Here is a 22,430-nt window from a genome sequence, read left to right on the forward strand (position 1 = left end):
TCGCACCGATTTTTTTTGTCGCTGAAAATTACCGCACTTTTTATAAAAAAATTTTAACTTGATCACAATTTTAGAATTTACTCTTTGAGATTCTCTATTTATCGGCATAACATAATACTCAAATTTAGTTAGAGCGGATTTTGCTCTGCAAATTGACAAATTTAAGTAATTTATGCTTTGGAGCAAACTATGAAACCAACAGAAAAACTCAAATGGAACAAATTTGATGCAACGTGGATGTTAAACCTTTTCGGTACGGCGGTTGGCGCGGGAGTCTTATTCCTACCAATTAACGCAGGGATGGGTGGATTTTGGCCGTTAGTTTTAATGGCAATTATCGTCGGACCAATGACCTATTTTGCTCACCGTGGTTTAGCCTATTTTGTACTTTCATCAAAAAATCCTGGCAGCGATATTACTGAAGTAGTGGAAGAACACTTTGGTAAAACAGCGGGTAAACTTATCACCCTACTTTATTTCTTCGCGATTTTTCCCATTCTTTTAATTTACGGAAATGGTATTACTAACACAGTCGATTCTTTCATTGTGAATCAACTTGGTATGGCATCACCAAACCGAGCTATTCTCTCTTTTGTATTAATTGCAGTATTGATTTCCGTCATGCTATTTAATGAAAAAGTGATGTTAAAAATCACGGAATGGCTTGTTTACCCGTTAGTATTAATTTTATTCGCACTTTCTATTTACTTAATTCCGGAATGGAATGGCGCGATGTTACATGAATTCCCAACAGCAGGCGGTTTTGTCACCACATTGTGGCTTACGATTCCTGTATTGGTATTCTCATTTAACCATTCACCAGCAATTTCATCTTTTACTTGCTCACAATTCCGTGAATACAAAACGTTCGATGGTGCAGAACGCCATATCGGCCATACAGAAAAAGGCACCTCAACAATTTTGTTATTCTTCGTAATGTTCTTCGTATTTAGCTGTGTATTAACATTAACACCTGAAGAATTAGTAGCAGCAAAAGCACAAAATATCAGTATCTTGTCTTTCTTAGCGAATAAATTTGATAATCCATATATCTCTTATTTTGGCCCGCTTGTCGCATTCTTAGCGATTACTAGCTCATTCTTCGGTCACTATATGGGCGCACGTGAAGGCTTAGAAGGCTTATATTTGAAAATGAAAGGTGAATCTGTAAATCGTAAAAAACTCAATTATGCGACCGCACTTTTCTTCTTATTAACGTTATGGGGCGTTGCGATTATTAATCCTAGTATCTTAGGCTTAATCGAATCTCTTGGCGGCCCAATCATTGCGATGATTTTGTTTATCATGCCAATGTACGCGATTCGCAAAATCCCAGCAATGAAACGCTACAGCGGACGTTTCAGTAATGTTTTTGTAACGATTATGGGATTAATCGCTATCTCTGCGGTTGTTTATGGATTATTATAAGCGCCCTTTAAAGTTTAGCGAATTTTGAGAAATTTATGATTAGCGTATTTGATATGTTTAAAGTGGGAATTGGGCCATCCAGTTCCCACACTGTCGGCCCGATGAAAGCCGGCAAACAATTTATAGACGACTTAATTGAACGAAATCAGTTTGAACAAACCGCTGAAATTCATGTGGATGTGTATGGTTCTCTTTCGATGACAGGAAGAGGTCACAGTACAGATATCGCCATCATTATGGGGTTAGCGGGTTATTTACCACATAATGTGGATATCGATATGATTTCAGGTTTCATCGAGAAAGTGAAACAAACTGCGCTTTTACCAATTAATGTTGGTCAAAAAACGGTAAAATTTGATTTTGAAAATAATCTCATTTTCCACCGCACTTTTTTAAAATTGCACGAAAATGGCATGACAATTACCGCTCTTGATGAAAATCGCACAGAAATTTATCGCCAAACCTATTATTCGATCGGTGGTGGTTTTATTGTCGATGAAGCCCATTTTGGTCAAGAAGAAAAAAACACTGTCCAAGTGCCTTATCCTTACAAAAATGCAGAAGATATTTTAAAACATTGCAGTGATAACGGCTTAATGCTTTCGACTGTTATGTTGGAAAATGAAGTTGCCTTGCATGGCAAAGAAGCTGTCAGTGCTCATCTAGAGAATGTCTGGAAGACGATGCAAGCTTGTATTGAACACGGTATTCATACTGAAGGGATTTTACCTGGGCCATTACGAGTGCCACGTCGTGCCGCATCTCTTTATCGTATGTTGCAAGCAAATACTAATTTGTCCAACGATCCAATGCGTGTGATCGACTGGGTCAATATGTTTGCGCTTGCTGTCAATGAAGAAAATGCAGCAGGTGGACGTGTAGTCACAGCACCGACAAACGGCGCATGTGGGATTATTCCAGCAGTATTAGCTTACTATGAGAAGTTCATCTCACCATTAACACCTGAAATCATTGAACGCTATTTATTAGCAGCAGGAATGATTGGTTCACTTTATAAAATGAATGCCTCGATTTCTGGGGCCGAAGTGGGTTGTCAAGGTGAAGTGGGGGTAGCCTGTTCAATGGCTGCTGCAGGACTAGCTGAAATTTTGGGTGGTAATCCACTGCAAGTATGCATCGCTGCTGAAATTGCAATGGAACATAACTTAGGATTAACTTGCGACCCTGTCGGTGGTCAAGTTCAAGTACCTTGTATCGAACGCAATGCGATTGCTTCAGTTAAAGCAATCAATGCATCACGTATGGCTTTACGCCGTACCACTAATCCAAGAGTAACCTTGGATAAAGTGATTGAAACAATGTATGAAACAGGCAAAGACATGAACGCCAAGTACCGTGAAACATCTCAAGGCGGACTTGCAGTTAAAATTGTTTGTACTTAAATACAAAAGTTTTAATTCAATTTATCGAATATAAGACTAAATCCTTGATTTGATCTGCACCCCAAAAGTTGGGCTAAACAACCAACTGATTAAGGTGTAGATTTTTCGTGACTAAATACAACTAATCCTTCAAACAACAGGTGAGTGATTTTTATATTTAAAGTGGTAAAAATAGTTCACTTACAAAAATATTTTTATTTTGCTGATAAAACATTAAGACACTGGATTAAACAATCTAATCATAGTGGAACCAATGGATTGTCAGTAGTGAGTGAGAAACAAATGTATTCTCAGAGTTTAAACTCACAGTTATTCAAGCGGTTCAATACGGAATGTGCCAATCTGTATTGCCAATTCAAGTATAATCACTCATGCTCCTCCCTTTGAAAGACAAGATATAAACGGCTTAATGCCGAAATCTAAAGCTCGTCCGAGTATGAAACCTAACTACGCCAAAATGCCACCTAAGCCCAAAATATGAGAGATGATGTTGGAATTAGAGAACCTTAAACTCCGTACGGAGAATACGATTCTAAAAAGTTGTAGGCTCTCAACCAACAAAAAATACAGAAAAAGTCTCTGTCGTAAAGGCATTAAGGTGGAACTTTCCGCTTCAGATATTGGGTTTAGCACGCGATGTTTTCTTTTATCATTTGAAAAAATCAATAAAGATACAACGATATAACAACAAATTATGCGGATTTATCGTGATAATCATGAATGTTATGGTTATCTTGTGTTACTTTACACTAAAAACTCAATATCAATCATAAGAAAGTCCAAAGTATGATGAATATATTGGACATTAAGAGAAATATAAGAGAGAAAATTGCTACAAGCTGACAGAATTAAAAATGGGTAACAAACCTCCGTGAATTTAAAGGTATCGAAGGTAAGCTTTATTTATTGACAATTAATGATTTATTAATGAGCCTTAATTCTGAGCAAATTATCTGAATGATATAGAAAGCGTTATCAAGACTTTAGGGAACAATACCTATTTTACATTTTGCTCAAGTGTGGCAATATCAAATGAGAAGTTATCAAGAAATCCTGTTGAAAATTGTATTCGACAAAGTATGTCGATAAAAGGAAATTGTTCAGATAATGTGGCCATAGAGAACTTTTGGGGCTGTTAAAAACAGCGTGCTGCGATGTAAAATAATTTGATACTTTTGAGCTGGTCGAAAAACGATTCATGATTACAATCATAAGCGTATTCAGTGTAAACTAAAAGAACTAAGCTCATTAATTAGAGAGCTTAGTTCTTCTTGATTTAATAGTTTAACTTTTTGGGCTGAGCGATAATTTACAACCCTTTTTTGTTTGCTCTAAAGATTAACGCATGGTCACGAATTCTTCTGAACCCGTTGGGTGAATAGCCACGGTGTTATCAAAATCAGCTTTTGTTGCGCCCATTTTGATTGCTACGGCAAATCCTTGAATCATTTCATCTACACCGAAACCAATACCATGTAAACCCACAACTTTTTCATCTTTACCCACACAAACCAATTTCATTTTGCACGGTTGGCGATGTTGAGTGACTGCAGTGTACATTGCTGTGAAAGAGGATTTATATACTTTAACATTCTCAGCACCATATTGTTCAATAGCTTGAGGTTCAGTTAAACCTACAGTGCCGATTGGTGGATGGCTGAATACAACGGTTGGAACCAAATTGTAATCTAAATGTTCAGTCGGTTTATTATTGAATAAACGCTCAGAAAGGCGACGACCCGCTGCAACTGCAACTGGTGTTAATTCAATGCCGTTTTCGATAATATCGCCTACCGCATAAATGCCTTTCACATTAGTATTTTGATATTTATCTACTTTGACATAGCCGCGTTCATTCGTTTCTACGCCAGCATTTTCTAAGCCAATTTTATCTGTCGCAGGAACACGACCTGCAGCCCAAATAACGCAATCTACAATAACATCAGATTGACCATCACATTTTACTGTAAGAGATCCATCTGCATTTTTAACAATTTCAGATGGCGTGGAATTGGTATGTAATTGAATTCCATCTTGCGCAAGCACTTCCACTAATGTTTCTACGATTAATGGATCTTGATTACGCATTGGCGCATGGCGACGCACTAATAAATGCGTTTCCACGCCTAGGCTGTTTAATACACCAGAAAGTTCAACGGCAATATAGCCTGCACCAATAACAGCAGCGCGTTTTGGTAATTCTGTTAATGCAAAGAAACCATCTGAATCAATGCCGAATTCTTGTCCTTTAATGTTTGGACGATATGGATGACCACCAGTTGCGATTAAAATATGATCAGCGGTTACTTGTTCTTTTGTACCATCAGCAAGTGTTACTTCAATAGTATGAGCATCTACAAATTTTCCGAAACCGTTAATTACATCAATGTTATTTTTCGCTAATACATTGTTATAAGATGTATGAATACGACCAATATAGGCTTGGCGACTTTCAATCAGTTTTGAAAAATCAAATTTTTTCACTTCAACATCAAAACCATAATCTGGCGCATAATTGTTAATTGCTTCTGCAATATGTGCACCATAAAACATTACTTTTTTAGGTACGCAACCTACATTTACACAAGTGCCCCCAAGATGTTTGGCTTCAATGATTGCGCATTTTTTTCCATAGCTTGCAGCACGATTTAGAGAAGCAATACCGCCACTGCCACCGCCAATAGCGATGTAATCATAATGTTTAGTCATAGCTTGATCCTTTTTTGAACTTAAAAATTTTCCGTATTTTGCCTAATTTTTATGAAGAATGCTATAAATTGATGTAATTGGTTATTATTAATAATCGTACTATCCTCTTTTCTTTTTTAACTTTGATATGTTATCCTTTTTTCATTACGAATCATTCTCATTTTAAGATGTTTAAACGGCGATACTTAGTTTTTCTATTAGTTTTACTTTCCGCTATTTCTCTTTTTCTTGGCATAAGTACGGTTAATTTACAGGGCTTGCTGCATTTTAAAGGTAATCAATGGCAGATTTTTCTTGATAGTCGCGTACCGCGTTTGGTGAGTATTTTGATTGCGGGCGCGTCGTTGAGTATTTGTGGCTTGGTGATGCAGCAACTGAGCCGCAATCGTTTTGTATCGCCAACAACCGCCGGCACAATGGATAGCGCGCGTCTTGGGATTTTGCTGGCGATTCTATTTTTTCCAGGTGCCTCGATACTGCTGAAAACCACTATCGCGGTACTGGTGTCTTTCCTTGGCTCGCTGTTATTTATGATGATCCTATCCCGCCTGAAGTTCAAAGATACGATTTTTGTACCTTTAGTAGGGATGATGTTCGGCAATATCATTAGTTCGATCACTGCTTTTATCGCCTATCAACAAGATTTGTTGCAGAACCTTTCTGGCTGGTTACAAGGAGATTTTTCTCTTGTCATGAGCGGCCGCTACGAGTTGCTTTATTTCAGCATCCCTATGTTGATTGTGTCTTATCTGTTTGCGCATCGTTTTTCTATCGTCGGAATGGGGAAAGATTTTGCTACCAATCTCGGCTTAAATTATAACCAAGTGCTTTATGTTGGCCTGATGATTGTGGCAACGGTGTCGTCGATGATTATTGTATCTGTCGGGGTAATTCCTTTTTTAGGCTTGATTGTGCCGAATCTCGTCACATTATATTTGGGTGATAACTTGAAAAAAAATCTTTCTCACACCGCACTTTTAGGTGCTGTTTTTGTGTTGTTCTGCGATATTTTGGGGCGCAGCCTAATTTACCCTTACGAGATTTCTATTAATGCTGTCGTTGGCGTGATTGGCAGCGGCATTTTCTTATATTTCTTACTGAAACGGGAGCGTTATGCGTAAATCATCGTTCCTTCATTTAGTGATTTTAGGGATTCTGGTGCTCGTGAGCATTGCCTTATATCTTGGCTATCATTTACCAAACCGCTGGCAATATGCTTTAACCAATCGCGCTTTATCGGTAACGGCGATTATCGTGACAGGCATTGCGATTGCATTAGCTACGATGCTTTTCCAAACAGTGGTAAATAATCGCATTCTCACGCCGAGCATTTTAGGGGTGGACTCACTGTATTTATTAATCCAAACAGGAATTTTATTTTTATTCGGTTCAAACACACTACTTTCCCTCAATCCGATTACGCTTTTTCTCGGCAGCACCGGCGTAATGATTGGCTTTATGCTTGCGCTCTATCATTTTCTATTCAAAAAGGAATCACAGAATATTTTCTTTTTATTGCTCGTCGGAATTGTGTTTGGCACGTTTTTTGGCAGTCTGACGACCTTTATAGAAGTATTGATTGACCCCAATGAATTCCAAATATCGCAAGATATTGGCTTTGCTAGTTTCAACCGAATCAATACTCATATTCTTTGGTTAGCGTTGGTGATTTTGATTGTCGTCATACTGTTTAGCTTGCGTTATTGGAAATACTTGGATGTGCTGGCACTAGGGCGCGAACAGGCGATTAATTTGGGCGTGGATTATCAACCGATGATAAAAAAACTACTGATTATTGTGGCAATTTTAATGTCTGTTTCCACCGCACTTGTGGGACCATTGACGTTTTTAGGCTTGCTGGTGATGAATGTGACCTTTGAATTTATGCGTGATTATCGTCATAAATTCCTTATTCCGGCAGCCATGTTACTTTCCGTTTTTACCTTAGTAAGCGGACAATTTTTATTGGCGCAAGTGTTTACTTTCAGCACACCACTGAGCGTGATCATTAATTTTGTGGGCGGCATATATTTCCTTTCTCTGTTATTGAGAGCAAATAAAAAATGGCAATAGAAATCAAACATATTTATAAATCTTACGGTTCAAAAAAAGTGGTGGATGATGTATCACTCACCATTCCCACTGGGAAAATTACATCTTTTATCGGCCCGAATGGGGCAGGAAAAAGCACCCTTCTAGGCATTATCAGCCGATTGTTAGCAGCCGATAGCGGCGAAGTGTATCTGAATAATCAGTTACTGAATGAACAAAAAAGTACTGACATTGCGCGCCAATTAGCCATCTTAAAACAATCCAATCACATTAATTTGCGCATTACCGTGGAAGAATTGGTGGCATTCGGTCGTTTTCCTTACTCTAAAGGAAATCTCACCGAAAACGACCGCACTTTTATCAGCAACGCTATTGCTTATATGAATTTAGATGAAATTCGCCATCAATACATTGAAAACCTAAGTGGTGGACAACGCCAGCGCGCTTATATTGCGATGACTTTAGCGCAGGATACAGATTATATTTTGCTCGATGAACCGCTCAATAATTTGGATATGAAACATTCCGTGCAAATTATGCAGGTGCTGCATAAACTCGTTACGGAGCTGAATAAAACCGTCGTGATTGTGATTCATGATATCAATTTTGCGTCCTGTTATTCTGATTACATTATCGCCATGAAACAAGGTAAGCTCGTTGCGCAAGGTTCTGTGGAAGAAATGATGCAATCACCAGTGCTGCAGGATATTTACGAAATGACGATTCCGATTCAAGAAATTGAAGGGAGAAGGATTGCGGTTTATTTTCGTCAGGAATGATCTTTTATTAAATAAAAATTATCTTGCCATCCCACTGCTTGTGGGGGACAAAATACATAGCATTTTGAGCGTTGGCTTTGCCAACGATCCCTATGGGATGAACGTAGCAAATAACGTGCCCAAAGAGCGGAAGGGGCCATATAGGGTTCCCCTCTCAACTTGCGCCCATCCTCTGTAAACAGGGTGAGCGAGGTATTCTTTACCTTAATAACATTACACAAGGAAACACTATGAAAACATTGAAAAAACTCACCGCACTTACCATTGCAGTTTTCGCAGCGGCAACGGCAAACGCACAAGAGATCACCGTAAAAAATGCAGCCGGTGAACAAATAGTGCCACAAAATCCACAAAAAGTGGTGGTGCTGGATTTCGGTGTAGCGGATACTATCCGTGCCTTAGGTGATGCTGGTCAAATCGTGGGCTTCCCGAAAGCAGGGCATATTCCAGTGTATTTGGCTGAGTTCAACCAGGACAAATTCAAAAACGTCGGTACCCTACCTGAACCGGCATTTGAAGCCATCAACGAACTCAATCCGGATTTAATTATCGCCGCGTCGCGCCAACAAAGATTGTTGGATAAATTGAAAGAAATCGCGCCGGTGTTCTATGTACAAAATGACTACGCCAATTACTATCCCAGTTTCCAAGAAAATGTGACCGCGCTTGGTAAAATTTTCAATAAAGACACCGTGGCAAAAGAAAAATTGGATGCTTTAGAAAACAAAGTAGCGCAAGTGGCAAAAGATGTGAAAGGCAAAACGGCGTTGCTCGTGTTAGTAAATGAAAGCAAAATCAGCGTATTTGGCGACAACTCGCGTTACAGCATGGTGTATCAAAAATTTGGTTTTAAACCAGCGGATCCGAACATTAAATCTTCCACTCACGGAATGAGCGTTGGTTTTGAATATATTTTAGAAAAAAATCCGGATTATTTACTTGTGGTGGATCGCACAGCGGCAGTCACCGACAAAGTAAACAACGCACAAAAAGTGCTTGATAATTCCCTCATCCAACAAACAAAAGCCTTTAAAAACAACCACATCGTGTATTTAGATGCCGCAAATTGGTATTTGGCTTTTGGAGGATTGGAATCCATGGAGATTATTGCTGCGGAGCTTGAAAAAGCGGTGAAATAAACGCAATATTTTTCTTTTTTGATAAGTCGGCGGTTCTTTTAGTCGCCGATTTTCTTTTTCACTCAAAAATCTAAATTTACACTTTACTAAGGTAATGCAAATCATTATCATTAATGTAATTTTAGGCTGTTCTCTATTCTTTCTTTTTTATAATTATTCAGTGACGTAAGCAAATGGAGAAATGTATGGAACACAAGAAAACAACAGGAGTAAGTTATGCCGAATAATGTAGTCTTTGACAAACAAATAAATCCCCTCCCTATCCAAGGCTTTTCTTTAAGCCTCATTTCTTTAGCGATATTTGCTTTTCATCCCTTTGCTCAGGCTGAAAGCTTAGAGCAAATCAATGTTGTTGATGAAAGCCCTGTTAACTCCACAGCTGGCAGTAAAAGCTATACTATCAAATCAATGAATACAGCCACTGGCTTGCGTATTTCTGGTAAAGACACGCCACAATCTGTGAGTGTGGTAACAAGAAAACAACTTGATGATCGCGCGATTCATACCCTTGAAGACGCAATGAAAAACACTACTGGTGTGAATGTTGTGCATGATTCTGGTTTACAAACCCGTTTTCTCTCTCGTGGTTTCTATGTGGATCAAATTGGTGAAGATGGTATCACTACCAATGTAGGCGGGCGTTCAGGTTATACTGCTAAAATTGATGTGGTGCCGAGCACAGACCTAGCCGTTTACGATCATATTGAAGTAGTACGCGGTGCAACTGGTTTAACTCAATCCAATTCCGAACCAGGCGGAACCATTAATCTTATTCGCAAACGCCCAACAGATAAATTCCAACATTTAGGTGAAATTACCGTAGATCACCGTGGCAGTGTTCGCACTATGCTTGATGTGTCAGGTCCAATGAATAAAGAAAAAAACGTACGTGGGCGTTTAGTGGGCGTGGATGAAAAATCATATTCTTTCAAGCAAGATGTAAAAGGCAGTAAACAAATGGTTTATGGCGTATTTGAGAGCAATATCCGTGATAAAGGTTTATTTACCCTTGGCGGTATGTATCAAAAAATTAATGAAGTACCGGATTTTGCCGGTGTTATGTTGCCTTGTGAGAATCCAAAAGTTGCGGCATTTTCTTCTCGCCCAGCTTGCCAAGATCCTCTTAAATTTCCACGAAGTACATACTTAGGCGAAAATTGGTCTCGATTAAAAGGCGATAAATATAATCTTTTCTCTGAAACAAAATTATTTTTAGATAATGATTGGGAATTAAGTTTAGAACTTTCTTATACACAAAATAATTCCGATGCCAAAGTGGGGCAATATTTTATTAAAGATGAACATGCTGCAGGGGTTTCTGGCGCAGATGCTACAAGCTTTTTAACTGAAAAAGGCGAAGTAATTCCCTTTGAACCTAAAGATAAAGCATTGGAAAAACTAGCTTCATATCGTAAAGACGCCAAAGCAGAGTTTGAATCTAAAAAAGCAGATTATTTAAAGAATGGTTTTAATCAACAAGATTTTGCAATATAAAAATAAACGTATAAATGACCGCGCTTTACTACGCCAGCAATGTATTGATGAGGGAACATTGGATTTCTTCTGCGATGGTTATTATCCTGCCTTGACTGATGAAGAATACAAACAAGATTTTATTAATAAAGTGCTTGCCGCTCAGGGAATTAGTGATAATGCAAATGAACGCTTCCCTAATCGTTTATATGATTCAGCCTATAATAATCGAGATGTGATAAATCGTCGATTTAACTATATGCCAATGAGATATCAAAAAAAGGATAAACAATATGGTATTAAATTAAATTTAAAAGGCAGTTATGAACTCTTTGATAGAAGCCACGATTTTTATCTTGGTTATGCTTATAACAATGAAAATATAGAATCAACTTACCTTGAAATTTTCCAAAAGAAATATAGAGTACGTCCAAGTACCGGAACTATTCATTCCCAATTTGATGGCTTATGTGAAGTACATCCATTAGGTAGCAATAAACTACCAACAGAAAAAGGAAATCGTGAGCCGGATTGGGATAAATATAATGAATATGGAAATGTGAGTATCTATGAACCGGATTGTAAAAATGCCATTAAAACCAAATATAAACCTATGCTTGATGCCAGTGGCAAACAAATTTATAAAATTGATGATTTTGGTAATAAAGTACCTGCTTTAGAGCCAGTTTATGAACTTGATGCCAATGGCAACAAGATTCAGGAAGTTGATGAAAAAGGCGATCCTATTTTTGTTGGTTTTTCAGGTACTACGCCTGTTTATAAACACGTTAAAATTCCAGATGATCATATTTTGGCACAATATAATTACGCTAAATATTTTAACAAAAATCAAACTCACACCATTACAGCAAGTAACCGCTTTAATGCCACAGATAAATTGCATGTCTTAACTGGGTTAAGTTTTGTACATTTCACCACTTCACAGCAGAAAGAAATGCCTGTTCGTTATGGTGAACCTATCACAAACTTCCAGTCAGCCAGTAATGTTAAAGCGGATAATGAACATTATAAAGCCAGTATGACGGGGCATAAGTTTACGCCTTATTTGGGGATAACTTATGATCTTACTGATAATCACAGCATTTATGTGAGTTATACCAAAATCTTTAAGCAACAAGATAATGTTGATGTCACAACAAAAACAACCTTGCCACCCCTTGTTGGAACAAATTACGAAGTAGGTTGGAAAGGAGTATTTTTGGACAATCGTTTAAATGCGTCATTGGCTTTATTTACCTTAGAGCAAAAGAATAGAACCGTTGTCGATTTTGGTTTTGTGCCTGATTCTACTGGTAGACAAGGCTCTTTCCAAACTATTGCGAAACCAATAGGAAGAGTTGAAAGCAAGGGCTTTGAAATCGAAGCTGCAGGCAATCTCACCGAAAACTGGCAACTCTTTTTAGGTTACACTTACAACAAGAGCAAATATAAAAATGCTCAAGAAGTGAATGCTGAACGTCTAGAGAAAAACACAAAAGCGGATCCTTATAACTTCAGTAACTTCACACCGGTTCAAATGTTCCGCTTGGCGACTTCTTATCATATCCCAAATACAAAATTAACCATCGGTGGTGGTGCTTCTGCACAAAGCCCAACAAGCAGTTTATATGGCATCCATCAAGCTGGTTACGCGCTTTGGGATGCGAATATTCAATATGAATTTAATCCGCACGCTAAGTTAAGCCTAATTGGGACGAACTTAACGGATAAAATCTATTTCGAGAACAATTACAACCGCACTCGTGGGATGAACAATTTCTATGGTCGCCCACGCACAGTTATGATGAAACTCGATTGGACATTCTAGGCAAAATCGGTCGCAAAAGTGCGGTCGATTTTCCCATTGTTTTTGAACATTAATCATCACAAATTTAAGGACAAACTATGAACCCATTCAAAATAAAACTTTCACTTTTAAGTCTGTCAATTCTTGCTGCCCTTGCAACCAATGCGGCAGCTACGGAGCAAAATACTGAAAACCTTGATGCGATTGTGGTTACAGCCTCAGGTACGACGCAAGAATTACGTGATGCACCGGCAAGTATTAGCGTGGTGAATCAAGCGAAATTAAGATCGCATCCTTCTAATCGCTTAGAGAACGCGTTGCAAGATATTCCTGGAGTAAATGTAAGTGGGAGTAATGCAAACCGAACCGATATTGCTATTCGCGGCTTACCGGCGGACTACACTTTAATTATGGTGGATGGTCGTCGTCAAAATACGCGTGAATCCCGCCCAAATGGCAATGGCGGATTTGAAGGGGGATTTATTCCGCCTGTTAGTGCAATTGAACGAATTGAGGTTGTTCGTGGACCAATGTCATCGCTCTACGGCTCAGATGCGATGGGGGGCGTGGTAAATATCATCACGAAAAATGCAGCAAAAGAATGGACAGGATCGATTTCGACAGGATTTACCGTACATGATAAGTCAGACTTTGGTGATGGTTATCATGGTGATTTCTTTGTGTCAGGTCCACTTGTTAAGGATATATTAGGTCTTCAGGTTTATGGTGGGGGGAACTATCGTCAAGAAGATAACTTGATTGGCGCATCGAATAAAAATAAAGATCAAAATTTGAATGCGAAATTGACTTTTACGCCGGTTGATAAACAAACCTTTATTTTTGAGGCGGGGCGCCATCGTTTAGAAAAAGATGAAACACCGGGGAAAACTATTGATTTGACCACAACACGTGGCACAACAGTCACGCCTAATAATCCAAGTTCTACTCGTGCAAGCCGTAATCATTGGTCTATCACACATCAAGCTGATTGGGATGTGATGACATCAGAATTAAGTTTTTCACAAGAAATTGCAAAACGCGAAGTCAGCGTTAATGGGGTGATGAATACCCGTAAACCAGAAATCGAAAATAATGTCTTTGATGCAAAATTTATGTTGCCTTTATCCAATCATTTCTTTGTATTTGGCGGACAGGTTCAACAAGCTAAATTACAAGATGACTCGGTAACACGTGTTGTAACAAAAACTTTACCAAGTGGCCGTAAAGCCTCAAGGGCCGTATTTGAAAGTAGTAAAAATAGCGTAAAGCAATCCGCACTTTTCTTAGAAGATCGCATTGATATTGGCAAAGACATTTTATTAACGCTGGGATCTCGCCTTGATCATCATGAAAAATATGGTTCACATTGGAGCCCAAGAGTTTATGCTGTTTATCATATCAATGATAATTTCTCGTTAAAGGGCGGTGTAAGTAAAGCTTTTAAAGCACCAAGTATTCGTGAAATCAGTGAAAGTTATGTGACATCCACAGAGGCTGGCGCAGGGGTTATTTATGGTAATAAAGATTTAAAACCGGAAACCAGTGTGAACGAAGAAATTGGGTTAGTTTACACCAATGATAATGGTTATAATGCGAGCATTACCTTATTTAATACGGATTTTAAAAATAAATTAACGAGCCATTATACCGGTTTAACTGATCCAGTTATGAAGGCAAAACTTTATGAGTATGCTAATGTTGGACGTGCGAATATTAAAGGCACTGAAATTGCCACTCATATTCCATTCAATGAACATTGGAATGTTGATATGAGTTACACATATCAACACTCTAAACGCCAATCTGATGAAGATATTTCTGCATCCAAAATGAGCCTACGTGGCTTACCGCTTGATAATACACCAAAACATGCAGCGAGTGCTAAATTAAACTGGCAAATGAATGATGCCTTGAGTGCTTATACGCGTATTGCTTATAAAGGCAAACAAATATGGGCAAACCCACGTAATGGCGATAGCAAAAATCACTATCGAACCCGCGCAGCTTACACCACAGTAGATTTAGGGACAACTTACAAATTTAACCCTAATGTATCCTTAAGCTTAGCAGTGCTTAATATTGGCAATGAAATTGGTGAACGCGTGAATACGAATGGGGGAAGCTGGACGGTTGAAGAAGGCCGACGTTTTTGGACGAATCTGAATGTTACATTCTAATTAGCACGAAAATAAGCTACATTTAGCACCGTCTAAATGTAGCTTTCTTTTTCTTATGAGTACTTTATTTAAAATTCTTTTTTTCTATTTAGGGGCGATCAATATAGCTATGGCTGCACCTGATTTTTCTATTTCTAAAATAAATCCGAAAATAACCGCACTTTATCACATTCATCAACAAGATTTAGTGTTTGAGAATAAACGTTATCGTTTATTTATCGCCGAGCCGAAAAGACGACAGCATAATTTATCGGTGCTTTATACACTTGATGGCAATGCGCAATTTCCTTTAGCGGTAAATGCAGTGAATGCTAATTTACCTTTACCGTTGATTGTAGGCATTGGCTATGTTTCAGAAAAAGCCTATGCCATTGAAGAGCGTCAAAGAGATTACACATTTCCAGCACAAGGTGATGAGTTTAAGCAAGGTGGTGGCGCGGGAGATTTTTTACGTTTTATCCAAACTAAAATTAAACCGAGTATTGAGAAAAATTACGACATTAATCCTAAAAAACAATATTTCTTTGGGCATTCCTTTGGGGGATTATTTGGTCTTTACGTGCTGTTTCATCAGCCGGATTTATTCCAATATTACACCTTGGCGAGTCCATCACTTTGGTGGGGAAACGGTGCGTTTTTGTCTAAAAATGAATCTTGGATTACATCTCATCCTAAGCATATTTTAATCACTTTAGGCAAATATGAAGAATATCCGGAACAAGATCCTAAAATGACAGAGGAGCAGCAACAACGCATTGAGCAACGAAAGAAGATGCGACCATTTAATGCTCAACAATTAGCGGAAAAATTACAAGCCCAAGGCAATCATGCAGCATTTAAATGGATCCCGAACAAAAATCACGGGGATTCAATTATTGACGCAATAAAGTATTCTTTAGATTTTATGCAAAATGATAGGTAAAAAATAAGGCCGATATTTGATAATATAGCCTACCGCATAAATGCCTTTCACATTGGTATTTTGATATTTATCTACTTTGACATAGCCGTGCTCATTCGTTTCTACGCCGGTATTTTCTAAGCCAATTTTATCTGTCGCAGGAACACGACTGGCCGCCCAAATAACGCAATCCACAATAACATCAGATTGACCATCACATTTTACTGTAAGAGAACCATCTGCATTTTTAACAATTTTAGATGGCGTAGAATTGGTATGTAATTGAATACCATCTTGCTCAAGCACTTCCACTAATGTTTCTACGATTAATGGATCTTGATTACGCATTGGCACATGGCGACGTACTAATAAATGCGTTTCCACGCCTAGGCTGTTTAATACACCTGAAAGTTCAACGGCAATATAGCCAGCCCCAATAACAGCAGCGCGTTTTGGTAATTCGGTTAATGCAAAGAAACCATCTGAATCAATGCCGTATTCTTGTCCTTTAATGTTTGGATGATATGGGCGACCACCTGTTGCGATTAAAATATGATCTGCGGTTACTTGCTCTTTTGTATCATCAGCAAGTGTTACTTCAATAGTATGCGCATCGACAAATTTTCCGAAACCGTTAATTACATCAATGTTATTTTTCGCTAATATAAAAAATGAGGAAGGTTATATTAACCTTCCCCACTTAAGAGCATATCTAATTAGCTATGTGATTAATTAGCATATTGGTTAATCGCAGCGGATACTTCTTGATCTTGATAAATGTTATTCACAATATCGTTAAATGTTTGAGATAGAACTTTTTGAATTTCGTCATTATCCGCGTTTAATGCGCCTTCTTGTGAACGAGTAGCATTAAATGCTTTGTTATATGAACCTCTCGCGCCTTGAACATAAACAGTCGCTTGAATTTTGGTATTGAGTTTATAACGAAGATTACCTTGTTCTACTTGCGTAGCAAATTCACGCACATCCACAGTTACCCACGCATTTGATCCATTGGATTGCCCAATTCTGAAACCTTTACTAATAAGATTTTGTTGCATCACTTGTTGGAATAATTGTGTAACACTTGGTGATGAATTTAATTTAATGAGTTCTCCACGTTTGGTATAGCTCGCGATATCTTGCGTTGTGCGGCTATCTTTCGTTGTTACATACACAATCGCATTTTGATTAATGTTCATTGTGGCATTCGGTGCTGGTGGTGTGAACGTTAATGTATTTGATTGTGCTTGGCAGCCAGCAAGGAACAGCGTAGCGGCTGCAATACTTACTGCTGATAATGTTTTGATTTTGTTTGATAATGTCATAATTTCCCCAATGAGCCAGTTAAAACTGTGTTATTCTTGCAAACTTCATTGCTAATGTATAGCGTTTCATTGTGATTTTGTGGAGATTTATGATGTCTGTTCAACAAACTATCGAACAAAAAATTCAACTAGAATTTCAACCGCACTTTTTTAGTGTAGAAAATGAAAGTCACCTACATAGTTCTGGTCGTGGTACGGAATCTCATTTTAAATGTGTGATTGTGAGTAATGTTTTTGAAGGAATGCGTAAAGTACAGCGTCATCAACGTGTTTATCAATTGCTTGCAGATGAGCTTAATAGCGGTGTTCATGCGTTAGCGTTGCACTTATTTACCGTAGAGGAATGGGGTGAGTTAAATGAGAAAATTCCCGCTTCCACGAAATGCGCAGGCGTTGGACATTAATTTTTTATGTTATGAAGATGTAACATTTTTTTGATATATCGCAAAAGGTTTTTACAAAAAAGTAGGCGTTTAAGTAGCGAAAAAAGCAGATTTTCGCTAGAATAAGGCGTTTAATTTTATCCAAATTCAATTTCTCGATAAGGATGTTTATCGTGAAGTTAACCGATTTGAGTTTTTTATTTTTGTGGCATTAATGTCTTTTTATAGGCATTTTGCCACGCTCAAACACGAGATTGCATTTAACTTGCTTATTTGCAATTGTATTTTTAACCTTGAAAAGTAGTGCAAACAGTATGATTACAATTAAGAAAGGCTTGGATCTCCCAATTGCGGGAAAACCAGCACAAGTAATCCACAACGGAAATGTTGTGAATCAAGTTGCGATTCTAGGTGAGGAGTATGTGGGGATGCGTCCTTCGATGAAGGTGCGAGAAGGCGATGTTGTAAAGAAAGGCCAAGTGCTTTTTGAAGACAAGAAAAATCTAGGTGTGATTTTTACAGCCCCTGCAAGTGGTACTATCACTGTAATCAATCGTGGTGAGAAGCGCGTATTACAATCTGTCGTAATTAATGTGGAAGGAAATGAGCAAATCACTTTCGCAAAATATAGTGCAGAACAATTGAATACGCTTTCTTCTGAACAAGTAAAACAAAACCTTGTTGAATCAGGTTTATGGACTGCATTACGTACTCGTCCATTTAGCAAAGTGCCTGCGATTGATAGTGAACCAGCCTCAATTTTCGTGAATGCAATGGATACCAATCCATTAGCCGCAGATCCTGCAATCGTGCTAAAAGAATTTTGGCAAGATTTCACGAACGGTTTAACGGTATTAAGTCGTTTATTCCCTTCAAAACCGTTACACTTGTGTAAAGCAGGTGATACGAATATCCCAACCGTTGATCTTGAAAATTTACAGATTCATGATTTTGGTGGCGTTCACCCTGCAGGTCTTGTTGGTACTCATATCCACTTTATTGATCCTGTTGGTGTAAGTAAAACTGTATGGCACATCAATTATCAAGATGTGATCGCAGTGGGTAAATTATTTACAACAGGTGAGCTTTATGTTGAACGTGTTATTTCTCTTGCAGGTCCGCAAGTGAAAGAACCTCGTTTAATTCGCACTGTAATTGGTGCTAATCTTTCTCAATTAACCCAAAATGAATTAAGTGCGGGTGAAAATCGCGTAATTTCTGGTTCAGTGCTTTGTGGCCAAACTGCAAAAGGTGCTCATGACTATTTAAGTCGTTATGCATTGCAAGTATCGGTAATTGCTGAAGGTAATGAGAAAGAATTCCTTGGCTGGATTACACCGCAATCAAATAAATATTCAATTACTCGTACAGTGTTAGGTCACTTCGGTAAGAAGTTATTCAACTTCACTACGGCTGAAAATGGTGGTGAGCGTGCAATGGTACCAATTGGTAGCTATGAGCGTGTTATGCCGTTGGATATTTTACCGACATTATTATTACGTGATTTAATCGTGGGCGATACCGATGGAGCTCAAGCGTTAGGTTGTCTTGAATTAGACGAAGAAGACTTAGCATTATGCTCTTTCGTTTGCCCAGGCAAATATGAATACGGTTCAATCTTGCGTCAAGTACTAGATAAGATTGAGAAGGAAGGTTAAAAATGGGTTTGAAGAATCTTTTTGAAAAAATGGAACCCGCGTTTTTACCAGGTGGTAAATACAGCAAGCTTTATCCGATCTTTGAATCGATTTATACCTTGCTTTATACACCAGGTACAGTAACGCACAAAAACACTCACGTTCGTGATGCGTTAGACTCAAAACGTATGATGATTACGGTTTTCCTTGCGTTGTTCCCTGCGATTTTCTACGGGATGTACAATGTGGGTAACCAAGCGATTCCAGCGTTAAATCAATTAGGCAATTTAGAACAACTAATTGCTAACGATTGGCACTATGCACTTGCAAGTTCATTAGGTTTAGATTTAACTGCCAATGCAACTTGGGGCTCTAAAATGGCGCTGGGAGCGATCTTCTTCTTACCAATTTACTTAGTGGTGTTTACCGTTTGTACAATTTGGGAATTATTGTTCTCAGTGGTGCGAGGTCATGAAGTAAATGAAGGGATGTTCGTTTCAACCATTTTATTTGCGTTGATCGTTCCACCTACATTGCCATTATGGCAAGCAGCATTAGGTATCACTTTTGGTATCGTTGTTGCAAAAGAAATTTTTGGTGGCGTAGGCCGTAACTTTATGAATCCTGCACTTGCAGGCCGAGCTTTCTTGTTCTTCGCCTATCCAGCTCAAATTTCAGGTGATACTGTTTGGACTGCTGCTGATGGTTTCTCTGGTGCAACCGCACTTTCACAATGGTCACAAGGTGGTCAAGGTGCATTACAACATACGGTAACTGGTACTCCAATCACTTGGATGGATGCTTTTGTTGGTAACTTACCTGGTTCAATGGGTGAAGTTTCTACGCTTGCAATTTTAATTGGTGGCGCAGTGATTGTGTTCACTCGTATTGCGGCATGGCGCATCATTGCTGGTGTGATGATTGGTATGATTGCAACTTCAACTCTATTCAATTTAGTGGGTTCTGATACTAACCCAATGTTCTCAATGCCTTGGCATTGGCACCTTGTTTTAGGTGGATTTGCATTAGGTATGGTATTTATGGCAACAGACCCTGTTTCAGCATCCTTTACCAATGCAGGTAAGTGGTGGTATGGTGCATTAATTGGTGTAATGGCTGTATTAATTCGTACTGTAAACCCAGCTTATCCGGAAGGCATGATGTTAGCGATTTTATTTGCAAACTTATTTGCACCAATTTTCGATTACATCGTTGTTCAAGCAAATATCAAACGTCGGAGAGCAAGAACAAATGGCTAAGTTTAATAAAGACAGCGTAGGCGGCACAATCCTTGTCGTATTGCTACTGAGTTTAGTTTGTTCCATTATTGTTGCTGGTTCCGCAGTAATGTTAAAGCCTGCACAAGAAGAACAAAAGTTACTCGATAAACAAAAAAATATCTTAAATGTAGCTGGCCTTTTACAAGAAAACACTAATGTAAAAGAAACTTATGCAAAATTTATCGAGCCTCGTTTCGTTGATTTAGCAACGGGTGAATACACACAACAAGCAGATGATAGCCAACAAGCTATTCCTGCTGATGCCGATAAAGCACGTATTCGTTCTCGTAGCAAAACGACTGAAGTTTATCTTGTAAAAGATGAACAAGGTAAAATTCAACAAGTTATTTTACCTATTTATGGAACAGGCTTGTGGTCAGTGATGTATGGTTTAGTATCTGTTCAACCAGATGGTAATACTATTAATGGAATCACTTACTACCAACATGGTGAAACACCAGGATTGGGTGGTGAGATTGAAAATCCAAACTGGGCAAGTTTATTTAAAGGTAAAAAATTGTTTGATGAACAACATCAACCTGCAATTCATATCGTGAAAGGGCAAGCTCCACAAGATGAGCATAGTATTGATGGTTTATCAGGCGCGACTTTAACTGGTAACGGTGTACAAGGTACGTTTGATTATTGGTTTAGTGCGAACGGTTTTGGTCCATATCTTGAAAAACTTCATGCGGGAGCAAACTAATGTCTGAAAAAGCAAATTATAAAGATCTGTTGTTAGCTCCGGTTGTTAAGAACAACCCAATTGCATTACAAATCTTGGGTATTTGTTCTGCATTAGCGGTAACAACAAAATTAGAAACAGCTGTTGTAATGGCGATTGCGGTGAGTTTGGTAACAGGGTTATCAAGTTTCTTTGTTTCTTTGATTCGTAACTACATTCCAAACAGTATTCGTATTATTGTGCAACTTGCGATTATTGCATCACTTGTAATCGTTGTTGACCAAATATTAAAAGCCTACGCTTATGGTTTATCTAAACAACTTTCGGTATTCGTTGGTTTGATTATTACTAACTGTATCGTAATGGGACGTGCTGAAGCATTTGCGATGAAGTCGCCTCCCGTTGAAAGTTTTGTAGATGGTATCGGTAATGGTTTAGGTTATGGTGCGATGTTAATTATCGTAGCATTTTTCCGTGAGCTTATCGGTTCAGGTAAATTATTTGGTATGACTATTTTTGAAACCATTCAGAATGGTGGTTGGTACCAAGCAAATGGTTTATTCCTACTTGCACCAAGTGCATTCTTTATCATTGGATTTGTTATCTGGGGATTAAGAACTTGGAAACCAGAGCAACAGGAGAAGTAATCAATGGAACATTATATTAGCCTATTCGTTAAGGCAGTCTTCATTGAAAATATGGCACTTTCCTTCTTCTTGGGAATGTGTACTTTCTTAGCGGTATCTAAAAAGGTATCAACTGCGTTTGGTCTTGGTATTGCGGTAACTTTCGTTCTTGGTATCGCAGTGCCGGTAAACCAATTAATTTATGCAAATGTATTAAAAGAAAATGCTTTAATTGAAGGTGTAGATTTATCATTCTTGAACTTCATTACCTTCATTGGGGTTATTGCTGGTTTAGTACAAATTCTTGAGATGGTGTTAGATAAATTTATGCCATCTCTTTATAACGCATTAGGGATTTTCTTACCGTTAATCGCAGTAAACTGTGCGATTTTTGGTGGGGTATCTTTCATGGTTCAACGTGATTACAATTTCCCTGAATCTATCGTGTACGGTTTTGGCTCAGGTTTAGGTTGGATGTTAGCGATTGTTGCGCTTGCTGGCTTAACTGAGAAAATGAAATACGCGGATATTCCTGCAGGATTAAAAGGTTTAGGTATTACCTTTATCTCTGTTGGTTTAATGGCGTTAGGCTTTATGTCTTTCTCTGGTATTCAATTATAAGG

At 38.3% G+C, this 22,430-nt stretch carries 18 protein-coding genes and 2 pseudogenes; 17 read left to right on the plus strand and 3 right to left on the minus strand.

Annotated elements, in window-relative coordinates:
- The first annotated feature begins 189 nt into the window (after positions 1–189).
- The 3 genes and pseudogenes from DV428_RS03695 to DV428_RS03705 all read left to right on the plus strand — a co-directional run bounded on the left by DV428_RS03695 (position 190) and on the right by DV428_RS03705 (position 4,106).
- On the plus strand, positions 190–1,428 hold the full coding sequence (locus DV428_RS03695; RefSeq protein WP_005634295.1) for an HAAAP family serine/threonine permease: 1,239 nt from the start codon (positions 190–192) through the stop codon (positions 1,426–1,428).
- Positions 1,429–1,463: 35 nt separating this feature from the next.
- Positions 1,464–2,831: an L-serine ammonia-lyase gene (locus DV428_RS03700; protein WP_114908726.1), complete on the plus strand. Its 1,368-nt coding sequence runs from the start codon at positions 1,464–1,466 to the stop codon at positions 2,829–2,831.
- A gap of 140 nt (positions 2,832–2,971) precedes the next feature.
- A pseudogene (locus DV428_RS03705) lies at positions 2,972–4,106 on the plus strand (transposase family protein).
- A 63-nt stretch (positions 4,107–4,169) separates the two neighbouring features.
- Here DV428_RS03705 and gorA read toward each other — a convergent pair.
- Positions 4,170–5,540: a glutathione-disulfide reductase gene (gene gorA, locus DV428_RS03710; RefSeq protein WP_114908727.1), complete on the minus strand. Its 1,371-nt coding sequence runs from the start codon at positions 5,538–5,540 to the stop codon at positions 4,170–4,172.
- Positions 5,541–5,707: 167 nt separating this feature from the next.
- Between gorA and DV428_RS03715 the strand changes: the two genes are divergently transcribed.
- The 8 genes from DV428_RS03715 to DV428_RS03745 all read left to right on the plus strand — a co-directional run bounded on the left by DV428_RS03715 (position 5,708) and on the right by DV428_RS03745 (position 15,889).
- Positions 5,708–6,661, plus strand: a complete 954-nt coding sequence (locus tag DV428_RS03715) for an ABC transporter permease (protein ID WP_114908728.1) — start codon at positions 5,708–5,710, stop codon at positions 6,659–6,661.
- The gene (locus tag DV428_RS03720; RefSeq protein ID WP_114908729.1) at positions 6,654–7,613 is read left to right on the plus strand and encodes an iron chelate uptake ABC transporter family permease subunit; all 960 of its coding nucleotides are present in this window, start codon (positions 6,654–6,656) and stop codon (positions 7,611–7,613) included. Before DV428_RS03715 ends, DV428_RS03720 begins: the two co-directional genes overlap by 8 nt.
- Entirely contained in the window at positions 7,604–8,371 is a 768-nt protein-coding gene (locus DV428_RS03725) for an iron ABC transporter ATP-binding protein (RefSeq protein WP_114908730.1), read from the plus strand. Before DV428_RS03720 ends, DV428_RS03725 begins: the two co-directional genes overlap by 10 nt.
- A 230-nt stretch (positions 8,372–8,601) precedes the next feature.
- Entirely contained in the window at positions 8,602–9,510 is a 909-nt protein-coding gene (locus tag DV428_RS03730) for a siderophore ABC transporter substrate-binding protein (RefSeq protein WP_114908731.1), read from the plus strand.
- A gap of 216 nt (positions 9,511–9,726) precedes the next feature.
- The gene (locus DV428_RS09650) at positions 9,727–11,004 is read left to right on the plus strand and encodes a TonB-dependent siderophore receptor (RefSeq protein ID WP_208623868.1); all 1,278 of its coding nucleotides are present in this window, start codon (positions 9,727–9,729) and stop codon (positions 11,002–11,004) included.
- Positions 10,973–12,811, plus strand: coding sequence for a TonB-dependent siderophore receptor (locus DV428_RS09655; RefSeq protein ID WP_244188318.1), 1,839 nt, complete (start codon positions 10,973–10,975; stop codon positions 12,809–12,811). Before DV428_RS09650 ends, DV428_RS09655 begins: the two co-directional genes overlap by 32 nt.
- Before the next feature lie 77 nt (positions 12,812–12,888).
- Complete coding sequence (locus DV428_RS03740) at positions 12,889–14,967, plus strand: TonB-dependent receptor domain-containing protein (protein WP_114908732.1); 2,079 nt, start codon at positions 12,889–12,891, stop codon at positions 14,965–14,967.
- Between the two features lie 55 nt (positions 14,968–15,022).
- A complete protein-coding gene (locus DV428_RS03745; RefSeq protein WP_114908733.1) occupies positions 15,023–15,889 on the plus strand; it encodes an alpha/beta hydrolase in 867 nt (288 codons plus the stop codon).
- Between the two features lie 15 nt (positions 15,890–15,904).
- On the opposite strand, the pseudogene DV428_RS03750 reads toward DV428_RS03745, so the two are convergent.
- Positions 15,905–16,534, minus strand: a pseudogene (locus tag DV428_RS03750) (FAD-dependent oxidoreductase); the annotation flags it as partial.
- A gap of 62 nt (positions 16,535–16,596) precedes the next feature.
- Positions 16,597–17,196 (minus strand): YajG family lipoprotein, encoded by a 600-nt coding sequence (locus DV428_RS03755; protein WP_005629168.1) that lies wholly within the window; start codon positions 17,194–17,196, stop codon positions 16,597–16,599.
- 92 nt (positions 17,197–17,288) lie between these two features.
- On the opposite strand from DV428_RS03755, the gene DV428_RS03760 reads away from it, so the two are divergent.
- From DV428_RS03760 to nqrE, 6 genes are all read left to right on the plus strand, one after another.
- Positions 17,289–17,600 carry a BolA family protein gene (locus tag DV428_RS03760; RefSeq protein ID WP_114908734.1) on the plus strand — a complete coding sequence of 104 codons (312 nt, stop codon included), beginning with the start codon at positions 17,289–17,291 and terminating at the stop codon, positions 17,598–17,600.
- 293 nt (positions 17,601–17,893) lie between these two features.
- A complete protein-coding gene (locus tag DV428_RS03765; protein ID WP_114909573.1) occupies positions 17,894–19,237 on the plus strand; it encodes a Na(+)-translocating NADH-quinone reductase subunit A in 1,344 nt (447 codons plus the stop codon).
- 2 nt (positions 19,238–19,239) lie between these two features.
- Positions 19,240–20,475 carry an NADH:ubiquinone reductase (Na(+)-transporting) subunit B gene (locus DV428_RS03770; RefSeq protein WP_114908735.1) on the plus strand — a complete coding sequence of 412 codons (1,236 nt, stop codon included), beginning with the start codon at positions 19,240–19,242 and terminating at the stop codon, positions 20,473–20,475.
- Positions 20,468–21,202: a Na(+)-translocating NADH-quinone reductase subunit C gene (locus DV428_RS03775; RefSeq protein ID WP_114908736.1), complete on the plus strand. Its 735-nt coding sequence runs from the start codon at positions 20,468–20,470 to the stop codon at positions 21,200–21,202. Before DV428_RS03770 ends, DV428_RS03775 begins: the two co-directional genes overlap by 8 nt.
- Positions 21,202–21,828, plus strand: coding sequence for an NADH:ubiquinone reductase (Na(+)-transporting) subunit D (gene nqrD, locus DV428_RS03780; RefSeq protein ID WP_005629349.1), 627 nt, complete (start codon positions 21,202–21,204; stop codon positions 21,826–21,828). Before DV428_RS03775 ends, nqrD begins: the two co-directional genes overlap by 1 nt.
- A 3-nt stretch (positions 21,829–21,831) precedes the next feature.
- The gene (nqrE, locus tag DV428_RS03785) at positions 21,832–22,428 is read left to right on the plus strand and encodes an NADH:ubiquinone reductase (Na(+)-transporting) subunit E (protein WP_005631374.1); all 597 of its coding nucleotides are present in this window, start codon (positions 21,832–21,834) and stop codon (positions 22,426–22,428) included.
- Positions 22,429–22,430: the final 2 nt, after the last annotated feature.

Origin of the sequence: Haemophilus haemolyticus, assembly GCF_003352385.1 — a bacterium.
Classification (GTDB): Bacteria; Pseudomonadota; Gammaproteobacteria; order Enterobacterales; family Pasteurellaceae; genus Haemophilus; species Haemophilus haemolyticus_I.

What these genes read in the sequence shown, in the direction of transcription:
- DV428_RS03745 (WP_114908733.1), top strand. Translation starts at nt 15,023, where the DNA reads ATGAGTACTTTATTTAAAATTCTTTTTTTCTATTTAGGGGCGATCAAT.
- DV428_RS03720 (WP_114908729.1), top strand. Translation starts at nt 6,654, where the DNA reads ATGCGTAAATCATCGTTCCTTCATTTAGTGATTTTAGGGATTCTGGTG.
- DV428_RS03700 (WP_114908726.1), top strand. Translation starts at nt 1,464, where the DNA reads ATGATTAGCGTATTTGATATGTTTAAAGTGGGAATTGGGCCATCCAGT.
- DV428_RS03760 (WP_114908734.1), top strand. Translation starts at nt 17,289, where the DNA reads ATGTCTGTTCAACAAACTATCGAACAAAAAATTCAACTAGAATTTCAA.
- DV428_RS09650 (WP_208623868.1), top strand. Translation starts at nt 9,727, where the DNA reads ATGCCGAATAATGTAGTCTTTGACAAACAAATAAATCCCCTCCCTATC.
- gorA (WP_114908727.1), bottom strand. Translation starts at nt 5,540, where the DNA reads ATGACTAAACATTATGATTACATCGCTATTGGCGGTGGCAGTGGCGGT.
- DV428_RS09655 (WP_244188318.1), top strand. Translation starts at nt 10,973, where the DNA reads ATGGTTTTAATCAACAAGATTTTGCAATATAAAAATAAACGTATAAAT.
- DV428_RS03775 (WP_114908736.1), top strand. Translation starts at nt 20,468, where the DNA reads ATGGCTAAGTTTAATAAAGACAGCGTAGGCGGCACAATCCTTGTCGTA.
- DV428_RS03770 (WP_114908735.1), top strand. Translation starts at nt 19,240, where the DNA reads ATGGGTTTGAAGAATCTTTTTGAAAAAATGGAACCCGCGTTTTTACCA.
- DV428_RS03765 (WP_114909573.1), top strand. Translation starts at nt 17,894, where the DNA reads ATGATTACAATTAAGAAAGGCTTGGATCTCCCAATTGCGGGAAAACCA.
- DV428_RS03755 (WP_005629168.1), bottom strand. Translation starts at nt 17,196, where the DNA reads ATGACATTATCAAACAAAATCAAAACATTATCAGCAGTAAGTATTGCA.
- DV428_RS03695 (WP_005634295.1), top strand. Translation starts at nt 190, where the DNA reads ATGAAACCAACAGAAAAACTCAAATGGAACAAATTTGATGCAACGTGG.
- nqrD (WP_005629349.1), top strand. Translation starts at nt 21,202, where the DNA reads ATGTCTGAAAAAGCAAATTATAAAGATCTGTTGTTAGCTCCGGTTGTT.
- DV428_RS03730 (WP_114908731.1), top strand. Translation starts at nt 8,602, where the DNA reads ATGAAAACATTGAAAAAACTCACCGCACTTACCATTGCAGTTTTCGCA.
- DV428_RS03725 (WP_114908730.1), top strand. Translation starts at nt 7,604, where the DNA reads ATGGCAATAGAAATCAAACATATTTATAAATCTTACGGTTCAAAAAAA.
- nqrE (WP_005631374.1), top strand. Translation starts at nt 21,832, where the DNA reads ATGGAACATTATATTAGCCTATTCGTTAAGGCAGTCTTCATTGAAAAT.
- DV428_RS03715 (WP_114908728.1), top strand. Translation starts at nt 5,708, where the DNA reads ATGTTTAAACGGCGATACTTAGTTTTTCTATTAGTTTTACTTTCCGCT.
- DV428_RS03740 (WP_114908732.1), top strand. Translation starts at nt 12,889, where the DNA reads ATGAACCCATTCAAAATAAAACTTTCACTTTTAAGTCTGTCAATTCTT.